Origin of the sequence: Ornithinibacter aureus (assembly GCF_009858245.1) — a bacterium.
Lineage (GTDB): Bacteria > Actinomycetota > Actinomycetes > Actinomycetales > Dermatophilaceae > Fodinibacter > Fodinibacter aureus.
The window spans coordinates 1,322,103-1,336,263 of record NZ_VMSB01000001.1 but is presented as its reverse complement, the minus strand read 5'-3'; the positions used below and the strand labels follow the sequence as shown (position 1 = coordinate 1,336,263).

The following is a 14,161-nucleotide window of genomic DNA, read 5'->3' as shown; positions in this document are numbered from 1 at the left end:
GAGAGAGAGATCATGACTGCAACCCTCAGCGAGCGCAGCGAGGCCCACGCCGCCGGCGGTGTCGGGCGTATCTCGCGCATCATCGGCCCCGTCGTCGACGTGGAGTTCCCGGTCGACGCCATGCCCGAGCAGTACAACCTGCTCACCAGCCAGGTCGAGATCGGCGGCGAGACCAAGAACCTCAACCTCGAGGTCGCGCAGCACATCGGCGACAACATGGTGCGCGCCATCTCCCTTCAGCCCACCGACGGTCTCGTGCGCGGCACCCCCGTGCAGGACACCGGCGGCCCCATCTCGGTGCCCGTGGGCAACGAGACCCTGGGCAAGGTCTTCAACACCACCGGTGAGGTGATGAACCTGGCCGAGGGCGAGACCTTCACCGCGACCGAGCGCTGGGGCATCCACCGCAGCGCGCCGTCGTTCGACCAGCTGGAGTCCAAGACCCAGATGTTCGAGACCGGCATCAAGGTCATCGACCTGCTCACCCCCTACGTGCAGGGTGGCAAGATCGGCCTGTTCGGTGGTGCCGGTGTCGGCAAGACGGTGCTCATCCAGGAGATGATCGCCCGTGTCGCCCGCGACCACGGTGGTGTGTCGGTGTTCGCCGGTGTCGGCGAGCGCACCCGTGAGGGCAACGACCTCATGGTCGAGATGGAGGAGGCCGGCGTCCTCGGGCAGACGGCCCTCGTCTTCGGCCAGATGGACGAGCCGCCGGGCACGCGTCTTCGCGTGGCCCTGTCCGCGCTGACGATGGCGGAGTACTTCCGCGACGTCCAGGGCCAGGACGTGCTGCTGTTCATCGACAACATCTTCCGCTTCACCCAGGCGGGTTCCGAGGTCTCCACGCTGCTGGGCCGGATGCCGTCGGCCGTGGGTTACCAGCCCACCCTCGCCGACGAGATGGGCACCCTCCAGGAGCGCATCACCTCCACGCGTGGTCACTCGATCACCTCGATGCAGGCGATCTACGTGCCGGCCGATGACTACACCGACCCGGCCCCGGCCACGACGTTCGCGCACCTCGACGCGACGACCGAGCTCTCGCGTGAGATCGCCTCGCTGGGTATCTACCCGGCCGTGGACCCGCTCACCTCGACGAGCCGCATCCTCGACCGTCGCTACATCGCGGAGGACCACTACACCACCGCACTTCGCGTCAAGGGGATCCTGCAGCGCAACAAGGAGCTCCAGGACATCATCGCGATCCTCGGTATCGACGAGCTCTCCGAAGAGGACAAGATCCTCGTCAACCGTGCCCGTCGTCTCCAGCGCTTCCTGTCGCAGAACACCTACGTCGCCAAGCAGTTCACCGGCATCGAGGGTTCGACGGTGCCGCTGGCCGACACCATCGAGGCGTTCACGAAGATCTGTGACGGCGACTACGACCACGTCGGTGAGCAGGCGTTCTTCATGTGTGGTGGCCTCGACGACGTCGAGCGCCAGTGGGCCGAGATCCAGAAGAACCTCTGATGGCTCTCACGGTCGAGCTCGTCGCCGCGGACCGCAAGGTCTGGGAGGGTGAGGCGAGCCAGGTCAGCGCCCGCTCCATCGACGGCGACCTCGGCATCCTGCCCGGACACCAGCCGCTGCTGTGCGTGCTGGGCGAGGGTGAGGTGCGGATCAACAGTGAGGGTGGTTGGAAGTCGGCGACCATCGACGGCGGCTTCCTGTCGGTGGACCACGATCGCGTCACGATCATCGCGGAGTCGGTCGACGCCTCTGGCATGAGTTCCTGACATCGAGGGCCGGGGACCACTCGCATGACGCCACTCGTCGTCGCCGAGGTGGTCCTCGCCCTCATCGTGCTGGTCACCGTCGGCGCGCTCACCTTCGTGTGGGCGCGCCGACGGTACATCTCGGGGGATGGCCGCCCGGTCATGTTGTGTGCTCGGCGCGATGGCGAGGGGGATCGGTGGCGCTTGGGCCTGGCGCGGCTGAGCTCGGACCGGTTCGAGTGGTTCAGCATCGTCGGGCCTTCGCTGCGCCCCGAGGTGGCCTGGGTGCGGGGCCAGCTCGACTTCGGCTCGGTGTCGGCGCTCAGCGACCCCATCCCCGGGCTCGCCGACCCGGTCGCGGTGGTCGGGAGCTCGGGGGCCGCCACGTGTGAGTTCGCCTTCGTGCCGGCGGCCTACACCGCGGTGCGGGCCTGGCTGGAGTCCAGCCCACCGGGGTACAAGGCCAACGTGGCCTGACCCGCCGTCAAGACGGGGTGGGGGGCTGCTCACGGCCGCCACCCGGCGCCCAGAGCACGTCGCCTCCGGGCAGGTTGGCGTAGCGGGCCAGCACGAACAGCAGGTCGGACAGCCGGTTGAGGTAGGTCGCCGTCGTCGGGTTGATGCCGCCCTCCCCACGGGCCGTCCCCGGCTCGGTCCCGTACGCCTCGATGGCAGCCCACACCGATCGCTCGGCTCGGCGCACCACCGTCAGGGCGACGTGCAGGTGGGCGGCGCCGGGTGTTCCGCCGGGGAGGATGAACGAGCGCAGCTTCTCGAGGGAGGCCAGGTAGGTGTCGCAGTCTGCCTCGAGCTCGCTGATCCACTCCTCCTTGACCCGCAGCGGCGGGTACTCGTAGGTCTGCTGGAGCGGGGTCGAGAGGTCGGCGCCGATGTCGAAGAGGTCGTTCTGGACGCGCACGAGCACGGCGCGCACGTCGTCGGGGAGGTCGCCGCACGCCACCGCCACGCCGATCGCGGCATTGGCCTCGTTGGCGTCGGCATAGGCGGCGAGTCGCAGGTCGGTCTTCGACGTGCGGCTGAGGTCGCCGAGCGCGGTGGTGCCGTCGTCGCCGGTGCGGGTGTAGATCCGGGTGAGGTTGACCATGCCCTCAGCCTCTCAGACGTGCTGCGGAGGCTGCGGCGGCGACCCCGGTGAAACGGTCGCGGCTGGGTGGAACCGGCTGACCCGTGGTGACGTCTGTGACTCATGGGGGCGTGATCAACACCTTCGGAATCCGTTGTTCATCGGTGGCATGAAGTGGACAGTGACTGTTCTCTGCCGCCACATCGCCCGTTCGGAGGAGGGAGAAAGGGGTGTTCGGTGGGTCTAATGGAGCAACGCAAACCGAAGGGCGGGGGTGAGACCGTGGCAGACCGGGAGAGCAGTGTGGTGACCATCACCGAGTACCAGGACGAGCACGGTTGGCACGTCGCCCTGCGCGGCCGGGTCGACGTGCGCACGGCCGCCGACCTGCGACTCGCGCTGCACCGTCTCATCGCGGCCGGGAGCACCCCGTTGCTGCTCGACCTCGCCGAGGTGCACGTCGGGGACGCCACCGGCTTCGGGCTCATCGTCGAGTGCCAGCGCCGCGCACGCCGGGCCGGCCGACAGGTGCACGTCGTCGCGGCGGATGCCCGCACCCAACGGCTGCTGCGGCGTGCCCGGTTGGGCTCGCTCCTCGGCCCCTCGCTCGACTGCTCGGTGCCCGAGCGGCACACGATGGCCATCGCGGCCAGCTGACGGGCACCGGACCGACCCCCTGCCGGCCGGTCGCCCGATTGCGCCGACGACGGGCGGCGCCACCGCGGCGTCGGTGTGGGCACTCTCACCGTGCGCGCGCCTATCCGGGCCTCGCGGCCGCGGCTAGCGTTCGACGCATGCCCGAGAGCACCGACGCCAGCAGGCCACCTCGCGACCGACCGTGGGTCATGCGCACCTACGCCGGCCACTCCAGCGCCGCCGCCAGCAACGCCCTGTACCGGCGCAACCTCGACAAGGGTCAGACGGGGCTCTCCGTGGCCTTCGACCTGCCGACCCAGACGGGGTACGACCCAGACCACGTCCTGGCGCGGGGCGAGGTGGGCAAGGTGGGTGTGCCGATCTCGCACATCGGTGACATGCGGGCGCTCTTCGCCGACATCCCGCTGTCGCGGATGAACACCTCCATGACCATCAACGCCACCGCTATGTGGCTGCTGGCGCTCTACCAGGTCGCCGCGGAGGAGCAGGCCGAAGCGGCGGGCGAGGACCCGGCATCCGCGGTTCGTGCCCTGGCGGGGACCACCCAGAACGACATCATCAAGGAGTACCTGTCGCGGGGCACCTACGTCTTCGCGCCCGGCCCCTCGCTGCGCCTGATCACCGACATGGTGACGTACACCGTCACCGACATCCCCAAGTGGAACCCGATCAACATCTGCAGCTACCACCTCCAGGAGGCCGGCGCGACGCCCGTGCAGGAGATCGCCTACGCCATGTGCACGGCGATCGCCGTGTTGGATGCCGTGCGCGACTCCGGTCAGGTCCCCCCGGAGCGCTTCGGTGAGGTCGTCGCGCGGATCTCGTTCTTCGTCAACGCCGGCGTGCGCTTCGTCGAGGAGATGTGCAAGATGCGCGCCTTCGTCCAGCTCTGGGACGAGCTGACCCGTGAGCGGTACGGCGTCACCGACGACAAGGCGCGACGCTTCCGCTACGGCGTGCAGGTCAACTCGCTGGGCCTGACCGAGGCTCAGCCCGAGAACAACGTGCAGCGGATCGTGCTGGAGATGCTCGCCGTCACGCTCTCCAAGGACGCCCGGGCTCGCGCCGTGCAACTGCCGGCCTGGAACGAGGCGCTCGGTCTGCCCCGGCCCTGGGACCAGCAGTGGTCGCTGCGCATCCAGCAGGTGCTCGCCTACGAGTCCGACCTGCTCGAGTACGACGACCTGTTCGAGGGCTCGACCGTGGTCGCGGCCAAGGTCGCCGAGCTCGTCGAGGGCGCCCGTGCCGAGATCGACCGGGTGCAGGCCATGGGTGGGGCCGTCCCCGCGGTCGAGGGCGGCTACATGAAGTCCGAGCTCGTCGCCTCGCACTCGCGGCGCCGCCAGCGCATCGAGCTCGGCGAGGACGTCGTCGTCGGCGTCAACCGCTTCGAGACCACCGAGCCCAACCCGTTGACCGCTGACCTCGACGCCGCCATCCAGTCGGTCGACCCCGGGGTGGAGGCGGCGGCGGCGGCCGCCGTGCGAGCCTGGCGAGAGGAGCGTGACGCCGATCCCGCGCGACGCGAGCGAGCGGCATCCGCCCTCGCGAGGTTGAAGACCGACGCGACCAGCGACGTGAACCTCATGGCCGCGACCCTCGAGTGCGCCCGCGCAGGACTGACGACCGGGGAGTGGGCCGCAGCGCTGCGTGAGGTGTTCGGCGAGTTCCGTGCCCCCACCGGTGTCAGCGGGTCGGTCGGCGTCGGTGCCGGGTCGGCAGCGCTCGCCGACGTGCGGGCCAAGGTGGCCGGTCTCAGCCAGGAGCTCGGCGAGAAGCTGCGTGTGCTCGTCGGTAAGCCCGGCCTGGACGGACACTCCAACGGCGCCGAGCAGGTGGCGGTGCGGGCCCGTGATGCCGGCTTCGAGGTCATCTACCAGGGCATCCGTCTCACTCCGGAGCAGATCGTTGCGGCCGCCGTGGCCGAGGACGTGCACCTCGTCGGCATCTCGATCCTGTCGGGCTCCCACATGGAGCTCGTGCCCGAGGTGCTCGACCGGCTGCGTGAGGCCGGCGCAGGCGACGTGCCGGTGATCGTCGGTGGCATCATCCCCGAGGCGGATGCCGTGCGCCTGAAGGCGCTTGGTGTCGCGGAGGTGTTCACGCCGAAGGACTTCGGGCTGAACGACATCATGTCGCGGTTCGTCGACGTCATCCGCGCATCGCGCGGGCTCGCCGCCGACGCAGAGGCGCCCGCCCACGCCTGAGGCGTGGCGGGCGCCACCGGACCGGGTGACCCCGGTGTGGGGGCGCTCAGGCGGTCACGGACGACGACAGGGCCGCGGTCAGCGCGCGGGTGAACGCCGGGATGTCGTCGGGGTTGCGGCTGGTGATCAGGTTGTCGTCGACGACGACCTCGCGGTCCTGCCAGGTCGCACCCGCGTTGCGCAGGTCGGTCTGCAGGCTCGGCCACGAGGTGACCGTGCGGCCCCGCACGACGTCGGCCTCGACGAGCGTCCAGGCCGCGTGGCAGATCGCCGCCACCGGCTTGCCGGACTGCACGAACTGGCGCACGAAGGCCACGGCGTCGGAGTCGGTGCGCAGGGCGTCCGGGTTGGCGACGCCACCGGGCAGCACCAGCGCCGCGTAGTCGTCGACCTCGGCAGAGGACACGGTGAGGTCGACGTCGAAGACGTCACCCTTGTCGAGGTGGTTGTAGGCCTGCACCGTGCCTGCCTGCGTGGAGATGAGCACCGGCGTGGCGCCGGACTGCTCGACGGCCTGCCAGGGCCCGGTCAGCTCGACCTGCTCGATGCCCTCGGTGGCGACGAGGAAGGCGACCTTCTGGGACGTGCTCGTCTGGGTGGTGGTGCTGTTGTCGGTCATGGTGGTGTCCTATCGGTCCGACGGGATGCGGCGCAGTTTGGCGCCGGTGGGACAACCGGAGCCCTCCCCGCGTCATTCCCCACTGAGCCGTGTGGCCCACGGGCGTCGACGGTGGGGGTAGCGTGCCGGGCATGGCTCTGCACTGCGCCGCGAGACTGGTGCTCGTGCCGGTCGGCGCGGCGCCGGACGGCGCGGCCGGTACCGGTGCCGTGGTGGTGGGTCCGCTGGCGGCGGGGGCCGATGTCGTCGAGGAGCTCGAGGCCCTGGCCGACCTGCACCGCGGTGAACGGGTGGTGGTGCCGGTCGGCCCCGACCACCTGAGCGCCGTGCACGAGCACCTGGGCCGAGTGCCCGGGCCCTGCGAGGACGTGGTGGTCCTCGAGATCGGCGACGACGGCTGGGCGCTGGTCCCACCCAAGGGCTGACCGGTCGGATGGGGCGTACCTCGTGCGACCTATTGGCCGTTGCAGGGACGCGAGGCGGCCGGGCACTGCGGTGGGCGGGCCGGCATCCGTTCAGAAGAGGCGGTGCTCGCTGTTGTCGACACCCTTGAGCTCGTCGTAGTCGAGGACGACGCAACGGATGCCGCGGTCCTCGGCGAGCGTGCGCGCCTGAGGCTTGATCACCTGGGCTGCGAACACACCGGTCACCGGCGCCAGGTGCGGGTCCCGGTTCATCAGCTCGAGGTAGCGGGTCAGCTGCTCCACACCGTCGATGTCGCCGCGCCTCTTGATCTCGATGGCGACCGTGCCGCCGCGACCGTCCTTGCACAGGATGTCGACCGGGCCGATGGGGGTCATGTACTCGCGGCGGGTGAGGGTCCACCCCTCGCCGAGGGTGGTGATGTGCTCGGCGAGCAGTTTCTGCAGGTGCGCCTCGACACCGTCCTTGACCAGGCCGGGGTCGACGCCGAGCTCGTGGGCGCTGTCGTGGTGCACCTCGTGGATCTTCACCCGAAGCCGGTCCTCCGACTTCGCGTGCTGCACTACCCAGACGGTCGTCACACCCTCGGCGGCCTCGGTCTCGTCGGGGGCCACCTCGGCCATGGCGCACGGCGGGGACATCCAGTTCAGCGGCTTGTAGGAGCCGCCGTCGGAGTGCACCAGCACCGAACCGTCGGCCTTGACGAGCAGCAACCGGGTCGCCAGCGGCAGGTGGGCGGTCAGCCGCCCGTCGTAGTCGACGCTGCACGTCGCGATCACCAGTCGCACGATCGGTCACCCTACCCATTGCCCGGGCAGCCCTGGGCAGCGCACACTCTTCCTTGAGGTGAGGCCGATGCGGGCAGCTCTGCTCCTGGTGTTTCTCCTCGTGCTGCCCGGAGCGTGGTTCATCGCCACCGGTGAGGGGCTGCGCTGGTTCGCCGGTGGGGAGCGCCCGCGTCTGCTGCGCCCCCTGCTGTCCCGACTTGATCCGTGGATGGAGCGGGTGGGCCGCCAGTGCCGACGGTTGCTCGGGCGGCTTCCGCCCAAGCCGGTCCCACCCGTGCTCATCACCCTCGAGCTGAGCCGGCTCGAGGCTGAGATCCGCAAGGTCGAGAACGGTGACGCACCGCACCAGGCTGCCCGGCTGCGGGCCGTCCTCGCCGCCTACGACCAGGTGCTGCTCCAGCTGTGTGAGCGCTTGGACGTGCCGACCGACGTGGGGATGCCGCCGCTGCCCTCGCGTGACCGGCTCGCCATCGAGGCGGAGCTGGTCGCGGCCGGCCACGACTGGTGAGTCACCAGATCGGGGGTAAGGAGCGTCACGCTGCGAGGGGGTCGTGACTGCCTCGCCCCTCTGACAGGATCGCGGACATGACGCGTGACTTCTCCACTGTTGGTGTGATCGGGCTCGGGACGATGGGTGCAGGGATCGTGGAGGTGTTCGCCCGCAACGGGATCGACGTCGTCGCGGTCGAGGTCGACGGCCCGGCCATCGAGCACGGCAAGGCGGTTCTCGGGGGGAGCACCGGGCGCGCGCTGGCCCGCGGCAAGATGACGCAGGAGGAGCACGACGCGCTGCACTCGCGGGTAACGTTCACGAGCAACCTCGAGGACCTCGCCCCCTGCCAGCTCGTCGTCGAGGCCGTGCCGGAGCACCTGGACCTCAAGAAGGACCTGCTGGGCAAGGTCGACGCCGTGGTCTCCGCCGACGCGATTCTCGCGACGAACACCTCGTCCCTGCCGGTCACCGAGATCGCCGTCGCGACGAAGAACCCGAAGCGCGTCGTCGGCATGCACTTCTTCAACCCGGCCCCGGTGCAGCAGTTCGTCGAGGTGATCCGCACCGTCATCACCGCGGACGACGTCTTCGAGGACGTCAAGGCGCTCGCGGAGCGGCTCGGCAAGAACCCCGTCGTCGTCGGCGACAAGGCCGGCTTCATCGCCAACGCGCTGCTGTTCGGCTACTTGAACCACGCCGTCTCGATGTTCGAGAGCCGGTACGCCACCCGTGAGGACCTCGACGCTGCGATGCGCTTCGGCTGCGGGTATCCGATGGGCCCGCTCGCCCTGCTCGACCTCATCGGCCTCGACACGGCATACGAGATCCTCGACACGATGTACAAGCAGGGCCGTGACCGCCTGCACGCGCCGAGCCCGATCATCAAGCAGATGGTCAGCGCAGGCATGCTCGGCCGCAAGAGCGGCCGCGGGTTCTACACGTACGAGCAGCCCGGGTCGCCGCAGGTCGTCGCTGACGCCAACACCCCGGCTGGCGGACCCCCCGCGGGCGTCACCCTGCGGCCGGTGGCCACGGTCGGCGTGGTCGGCTCGGGGACGATGGCGACCGGCATCATCGAGGTGTTCGCCAAGGCCGGGTATGCCGTGACGTTCGTCGCGCGCGGCGACGACAAGGTCGCCGGGGTGCACACCGCGCTGGCGCGCAGCACCTCGCGCGCGGTCGAGAAGGGTCGGATGACGGCCGAGGACGCCGAGGCGATGCTCGGCCGGGTCACCGGGGCCACCGACCGCGAGGCGCTCGCGGACGTCGACCTCGTCGTCGAGGCCATCGCCGAGGACCTCGAGATCAAGCAGCAGCTCTTCCGCGACCTCGACCGCATCTGCAAGCCGGGCGCCATCCTCGCGACGACGACGTCGTCGCTGCCGATCATCGACTGCGCCAAGGTGACCTCACGGCCCCAGGACGTCATCGGCATGCACTTCTTCAACCCGGCTCAGGTCATGAAGCTCGTCGAGGTCGTGCACACGGTGACGACCGCGCCGGACGTCATCGCGACGGTGCAGGACCTGTGCGCCAAGGTCGGCAAGGTGGCCGTGACCTGCGGTGACCGCTCCGGCTTCATCGTCAACGCCCTGCTCTTCCCCTACCTCAACGACGCGGTGCGCATGCTCGAGGCCAACTACGCCTCGGCCGACGACATCGACACCGCCATGAAGACCGGCTGTGGGCTGCCGATGGGGCCGTTCGAGCTTCTCGACGTCGTGGGCCTCGACGTGTCCCTGGCCATCGAGCGCGAGCTGTACACCGAGTTCCGCGAGCCGGGCTATGCGCCGGCGCCGCTGCTCGAGCACCTCGTGACCGCCGGTTACCTGGGGCGCAAGACCGGGCGCGGGTTCCGCACGTACGCCTGACCGGCATCTGGCATCCGGCATCCGGCGCGCGACACGGCATCCGACGTGACCGTACCGAGATCGACCAATAGGTCAGTGCGCGTACGAGGCCGTGTACCTGGAGTGACCTATTGGTCGATCTGAAGACGCCCGGGTCATGAGCGGGCGTCCGGATGCCGTGGGCTCACCGCCTGCGTGTTGCCTCCTCCCGACGGGGGTGGGCCGAGCCGGGTACGGGGTGGATAGGTTGGGCGCGTGAGCACAGCACTGCCGGCGCGCGCCCGGGTCGTCATCATCGGAGGAGGCGTCATCGGCGCCTCGATCGCCTACCACCTGGCGCATCTGGGCATCACCGATGTCCTCGTTCTCGAACGTGACCGGCTGACGTCCGGCACGACGTGGCACGCAGCCGGCCTGATGACCTGCTTCGGCTCCACGAGCGAGACGAACACCCGCATGCGGCTGTACTCACGCGACCTCTACGCCCGCCTGGAGGCCGAGACCGGTGTGGCGACCGGGTTCAAGCCGGTCGGGCTCATCGAGGCGGCCGCCGACGCAGACCGTCTCGAGGAGTACCGCCGGGTCGCGGCCTTCCAGCGCCACATCGGCCTCGAGGTCGAGGAGATCCGCCCGAAGGAGATGGCCGACCTCTTCCCGCTGGCGCGCACCGACGACCTCCTCGCGGGCTTCCACGTCCCGGGCGACGGCCGGGTGAACCCCGTCGACGTCACGATGAGCCTGGCCAAGGGGGCCCGCAACCTCGGAGCCAAGATCCTCGAGGGGGTGCGGGTCGAGCAGGTCCTCACCCGTCCACGCGGACTCGTCGAGGAAGTCACCGGGGTCCGCACGGATGCCGGGGACGTCGAGTGCGACGTCGTCGTCAACTGCGCCGGCATGTGGGCCCGCGAACTCGCCGAGCGCAACGGCGTCGTCGTGCCCAACCAAGCCGCCGAGCACTACTACCTCATCACCGAGCCGATCGACGGGATGAGCCCGGACGCACCGGTGTTCGAGGACCCGGCCGCCTACGGCTACTACCGCGAGGAGGGCGGCGGCATGATGGTCGGGCTCTTCGAGCCGGTCGCCGCGGCGTGGAACGTCGACGGCATCCCGCGTGACTTCTCCTTCGGCGAGATCACCCCCGACTGGGACCGGATGGGACCCTTCGTCGAGCGCGCCATCGCCCGCGTCCCCGTCGTCGAGACCGTCGGCATCCGCACGTTCTTCTGCGGGCCCGAGTCCTTCACGCCCGACCTCGCGCCAGCGGTGGGTGAGGCTCCCGGCATCCACGGGTACTTCGTGTGTGCGGGGCTTAACTCCGTCGGCATCCTGTCGGCCGGCGGGATGGGGCGCATCGTCGCGCAGTGGGTCGCCGACGGCCACCCCGACGTCGACGTCACCGGGTTCGACGTCGCCCGCTTCCGGGACTGGCAGCTCAACCCGCGCCACCGCGCCGAACGCACCGCCGAGATCCTCGGCACCGTGTATGCCGCACACACCCCGGGCGTCGAGCTCACCTCTGCGCGTGGCGAGTTCACCTCACCCGTGCACGACCGCCTCGTCGCGGAGGGCGCTCGGCTGCGTGACGTCAGCGGCTGGGAGTCGGCCGCCTGGTACGCCGGGCGTGGCCAGAGCCCCACCGACGAACCCGGCTGGGGGCACCACCCGTGGTTCGCGAACTGGCGCGCCGAGCACGAGGCGGTGCGCGAGGCCGTCGGGCTGATGGACATGTCCTTCATGGCCAAGTTCGCGGTGCGCGGGCCGGATGCCGGTGCGGTGCTCGACCGCCTGAGCGCTGGCGCGGTCAACGAGCGCGACGGGGTCATCACCTACACCCAGTGGCTCGGTGAGGACGGCGGCATCCGCGCCGACCTCACCGTGACCCGCCTGGCGGCGGACGACTTCCTCGTCGTCGCGTCCGACACGGCCCACGGGTCGGCCCTGGGCCAGGTGCGGCGGGCCGTCGCAGACGCCGACGCCACCGTCGAGGACGTCACGAGCGACGTCGCGCTGCTCACCGTGCAGGGCCCTCACTCCCGCGCGACTCTGGCGCAGGCCGCCCCGGGCACCGACTGGTCGAGTGCGGCCTTCCCCTTCCGGGCGGCCCACCGCGTCGACATCGCCGGTGCCGAGGTGCTCGCCATCCGCATCACCTACCTCGGCGAGCTGGGGTGGGAGCTGTACGCGCCGGCCGCGCAGGCGGGTGAGGTGTGGGATGCCGTCCTCGCGGCGGGTGCCCCGCACGGCATCCGACCCGTGGGTCTCAAGGCGTTGTCCAGCCTGCGGATGGAGAAGGGGTACCGCGACTTCGGCCACGACATCGACAACACCGACGACGTCTACGGCGTCGGGCTCGGGTTTGCCGTCGCCCTCGACAAGCCGGGCGGGTTCGTGGGACGCGAGGCCACGCTGGCGGCCAAGGCCCGGGGGACACCGCACCACCGGCTGGTCCAGGTGCTGCTGAGCGACCCCGAGCCGCTGCTCTTCCACGCCGAGCCGGTGCTGCGCGACGGGGTCGTCGTCGGGGAGGTGCGCTCGGCGTCGCACGGCTGGACCCTCGGCGGTGCCGTCGGCTTGGCGTTCGTCGGCGGCCACGGGCCGGTGACGCCGCAGTGGCTCGCCGACGGGCGGTGGGAGGTCGACGTCGCCGGCACCCGGCATCCGGCCGTGGTGTCGTTGCGCCCGATGTACGACCCGACGAGCGCGCGCGTCACGGGCTGACGACGTCTGGGAGCATGGGCGGCATGCCCAGGGCCAACCGTCGTCGCCGCGACCTCGAGTCCCGGCCGCTCTCGGGCGCCAGCGAGGTCGGGACCCAGACCTACTCGGGCCGGCCGTGGCACGTGCGTCAGCTGTCGGGGGCGTCATCCACCCGCGAGTACCGGTGCCCGGGGTGCCACCAGGGCATCGCCGTCGGCACACCGCACGTCGTCGTGTGGCCGGCGCAGGGGGTCGGTGGCATCGATGAGCGACGGCACTGGCACACCCGCTGCTGGTCGGCCCGGCACGCCTCCCGCCCCTGAGGGTCAGGCGCGGTTCTGACGCGGGACCAGCACCTCTTCGTAGAGCAGCAGGAGCCCGGCGGCCACCGGGATCGCGAGCAGGGCGCCGAGCACCCCGAGCAGTGCGCCCCCGGCCAGCGCCGCGACGATGGTCACCGGCCCCGGAACCGACACCGTGCGCTGCATGATCCGCGGCGCCACGAGGTAGTTCTCGACCTGTTGGTAGATCAGGTAGTAGACGCCTGCGATGAGCGCCGTCTTCGGCTCGGAGACGAACGCGATGGCGCACACGATCACTGCCCCCAGGGTTGCACCGATCATCGGGATGAGCCCGAGCAGGCCGACGGTCACGGCGAGCACCGCGGCGTAGGGGATGCCGACGAGGGTCATCATCACGTAGGACAGCACCCCGTTCAGGGTCGCGATGGAGACCTGGCCCAGGGCGTAGGAGCCCACTCGGCGCATGATCTCCTCCGACAGCGGCTTGACGCGGGCGCGCCGCGAGGCCGGCACGAGGGCGTACCCGGCCTGCTTGACGCGCGGCAGCGACCCGAGGAAGTACAGCGTCAGCACCAGCACCGTGAACACCTGGAACGTGCCGTTGAGCACGGCTCTGCCCACCCCGAAGATGCCGCCGAGCACCCCCTGGATGAACGACTGGTCCATGGCTCGCGCCCGGATCTCGGCCTGAAGGGTGTCCAGGACGTCGTAGTTCGCGTCGAGGTCGTGGACCCAGCGGGCATCGAGGAGCTGTTCGACGTATCCCGGGGTCTGCCGGGCCAGCTCTGCTCCCTCGAGCGCCACCGGGGGGATGACGACAGCCAGGATCACGGCGAAGATGGCGAGCAACGCGCTGAAGACGGCGGCCACTGCCGCGACCCGCTTCACCCCGCGCGCCACGAGTCCGTCGACGATCGGGCTGAGGGCGAGCGCGATGAACAGGGAGACGACGATCAGGGTCAGCGTCGTCGTGATCTGCCCGACGAGCTGCCACAGACCGACCGCGATGAGCGCGCCCGTGGCCCCGAAGAAACCGATGTAGAACGGCGAGTGCCGGTTGAGCGGCCGCCCGACGACACCGTAGGGCGTGACCGTCGGCTGGGTCGGGTCGACGACGAACGGCGAGGATGCCGTGGCGACGCCGCCGTCGGCCTCGCTCGCCGCGGGTTCGTTCGCCGCGGGTTCGGCCGCCGTTGGATCCGTACCAGTGACGCGAGCGGCGATGCGGTTGCTCTCCTCGAGGGCCGCGAGTTGCCGTCGGCGGAACTCACCCCACCGGGTCACCGGGCTCCACAGCCTCGACACGTTCACGCCACACCTCCC

Annotated in this window: 14 protein-coding genes; 10 read left to right on the top strand and 4 right to left on the bottom strand. The window is 70.4% G+C overall.

The annotated features are described in order from the left end of the window. The first annotated feature begins 12 nt into the window (after positions 1-12). Genes atpD through C8E84_RS06285 form a run of 3 tightly spaced genes read left to right on the top strand, consistent with a single transcriptional unit; the run spans position 13 to position 2,192 of the window. Complete coding sequence (gene atpD / locus C8E84_RS06295) at positions 13-1,470, top strand: F0F1 ATP synthase subunit beta (RefSeq protein WP_159900433.1); 1,458 nt, start codon at positions 13-15, stop codon at positions 1,468-1,470. After that, the gene (locus C8E84_RS06290) at positions 1,467-1,736 is read left to right on the top strand and encodes a F0F1 ATP synthase subunit epsilon (protein ID WP_159904566.1); all 270 of its coding nucleotides are present in this window, start codon (positions 1,467-1,469) and stop codon (positions 1,734-1,736) included. Before atpD ends, C8E84_RS06290 begins: the two co-directional genes overlap by 4 nt. Positions 1,737-1,760: 24 nt before the next feature. Continuing rightward, entirely contained in the window at positions 1,761-2,192 is a 432-nt protein-coding gene (locus C8E84_RS06285) for a DUF2550 family protein (protein WP_159900431.1), read from the top strand. 7 nt (positions 2,193-2,199) lie between these two features. On the opposite strand, the gene C8E84_RS06280 is transcribed toward C8E84_RS06285, so the two are convergent. Beyond that, entirely contained in the window at positions 2,200-2,820 is a 621-nt protein-coding gene (locus C8E84_RS06280) for a cob(I)yrinic acid a,c-diamide adenosyltransferase (RefSeq protein WP_159900429.1), read from the bottom strand. A gap of 285 nt (positions 2,821-3,105) precedes the next feature. On the opposite strand from C8E84_RS06280, the gene C8E84_RS06275 reads away from it, so the two are divergent. Next, a complete protein-coding gene (locus tag C8E84_RS06275; protein ID WP_159900427.1) occupies positions 3,106-3,456 on the top strand; it encodes an STAS domain-containing protein in 351 nt (116 codons plus the stop codon). A 188-nt stretch (positions 3,457-3,644) separates the two neighbouring features. Beyond that, complete coding sequence (locus C8E84_RS06270; RefSeq protein WP_425495966.1) at positions 3,645-5,663, top strand: protein meaA; 2,019 nt, start codon at positions 3,645-3,647, stop codon at positions 5,661-5,663. 46 nt (positions 5,664-5,709) lie between these two features. On the opposite strand, the gene C8E84_RS06265 is transcribed toward C8E84_RS06270, so the two are convergent. Continuing rightward, positions 5,710-6,282, bottom strand: coding sequence for a type 1 glutamine amidotransferase domain-containing protein (locus C8E84_RS06265; RefSeq protein ID WP_159900423.1), 573 nt, complete (start codon positions 6,280-6,282; stop codon positions 5,710-5,712). Positions 6,283-6,413: 131 nt separating this feature from the next. On the opposite strand from C8E84_RS06265, the gene C8E84_RS06260 reads away from it, so the two are divergent. Continuing rightward, positions 6,414-6,707: a hypothetical protein gene (locus tag C8E84_RS06260; protein ID WP_159900421.1), complete on the top strand. Its 294-nt coding sequence runs from the start codon at positions 6,414-6,416 to the stop codon at positions 6,705-6,707. 90 nt (positions 6,708-6,797) lie between these two features. Here C8E84_RS06260 and nucS read toward each other — a convergent pair whose 3' ends face one another. Further along, positions 6,798-7,493: an endonuclease NucS gene (nucS, locus tag C8E84_RS06255; protein WP_159900419.1), complete on the bottom strand. Its 696-nt coding sequence runs from the start codon at positions 7,491-7,493 to the stop codon at positions 6,798-6,800. A gap of 67 nt (positions 7,494-7,560) precedes the next feature. On the opposite strand from nucS, the gene C8E84_RS06250 reads away from it, so the two are divergent. The 4 genes from C8E84_RS06250 (at position 7,561) to C8E84_RS06235 (ending at position 12,859) form a co-directional block, all read left to right on the top strand. After that, entirely contained in the window at positions 7,561-8,001 is a 441-nt protein-coding gene (locus tag C8E84_RS06250) for a hypothetical protein (protein ID WP_159900417.1), read from the top strand. 77 nt (positions 8,002-8,078) lie between these two features. Continuing rightward, positions 8,079-9,857 (top strand): 3-hydroxyacyl-CoA dehydrogenase family protein, encoded by a 1,779-nt coding sequence (locus C8E84_RS06245; RefSeq protein WP_159900415.1) that lies wholly within the window; start codon positions 8,079-8,081, stop codon positions 9,855-9,857. A gap of 234 nt (positions 9,858-10,091) precedes the next feature. Further along, a complete protein-coding gene (locus C8E84_RS06240; RefSeq protein ID WP_159900413.1) occupies positions 10,092-12,557 on the top strand; it encodes a GcvT family protein in 2,466 nt (821 codons plus the stop codon). Between the two features lie 23 nt (positions 12,558-12,580). Then, complete coding sequence (locus C8E84_RS06235) at positions 12,581-12,859, top strand: hypothetical protein (RefSeq protein WP_159900411.1); 279 nt, start codon at positions 12,581-12,583, stop codon at positions 12,857-12,859. Between the two features lie 3 nt (positions 12,860-12,862). On the opposite strand, the gene C8E84_RS06230 is transcribed toward C8E84_RS06235, so the two are convergent. Continuing rightward, complete coding sequence (locus C8E84_RS06230) at positions 12,863-14,149, bottom strand: AI-2E family transporter (protein ID WP_159900409.1); 1,287 nt, start codon at positions 14,147-14,149, stop codon at positions 12,863-12,865. Positions 14,150-14,161: the final 12 nt, after the last annotated feature.

Excerpts from the sequence above, each read along its gene's own strand:
- C8E84_RS06260 (WP_159900421.1), top strand. The coding sequence starts at position 6,414 with ATGGCTCTGCACTGCGCCGCGAGACTGGTGCTCGTGCCGGTCGGCGCG.
- C8E84_RS06250 (WP_159900417.1), top strand. The coding sequence starts at position 7,561 with ATGCGGGCAGCTCTGCTCCTGGTGTTTCTCCTCGTGCTGCCCGGAGCG.
- C8E84_RS06285 (WP_159900431.1), top strand. The coding sequence starts at position 1,761 with ATGACGCCACTCGTCGTCGCCGAGGTGGTCCTCGCCCTCATCGTGCTG.
- atpD (WP_159900433.1), top strand. The coding sequence starts at position 13 with ATGACTGCAACCCTCAGCGAGCGCAGCGAGGCCCACGCCGCCGGCGGT.
- C8E84_RS06270 (WP_425495966.1), top strand. The coding sequence starts at position 3,645 with ATGCGCACCTACGCCGGCCACTCCAGCGCCGCCGCCAGCAACGCCCTG.
- C8E84_RS06235 (WP_159900411.1), top strand. The coding sequence starts at position 12,581 with ATGCCCAGGGCCAACCGTCGTCGCCGCGACCTCGAGTCCCGGCCGCTC.
- C8E84_RS06280 (WP_159900429.1), bottom strand. The coding sequence starts at position 2,820 with ATGGTCAACCTCACCCGGATCTACACCCGCACCGGCGACGACGGCACC.
- C8E84_RS06265 (WP_159900423.1), bottom strand. The coding sequence starts at position 6,282 with ATGACCGACAACAGCACCACCACCCAGACGAGCACGTCCCAGAAGGTC.
- C8E84_RS06245 (WP_159900415.1), top strand. The coding sequence starts at position 8,079 with ATGACGCGTGACTTCTCCACTGTTGGTGTGATCGGGCTCGGGACGATG.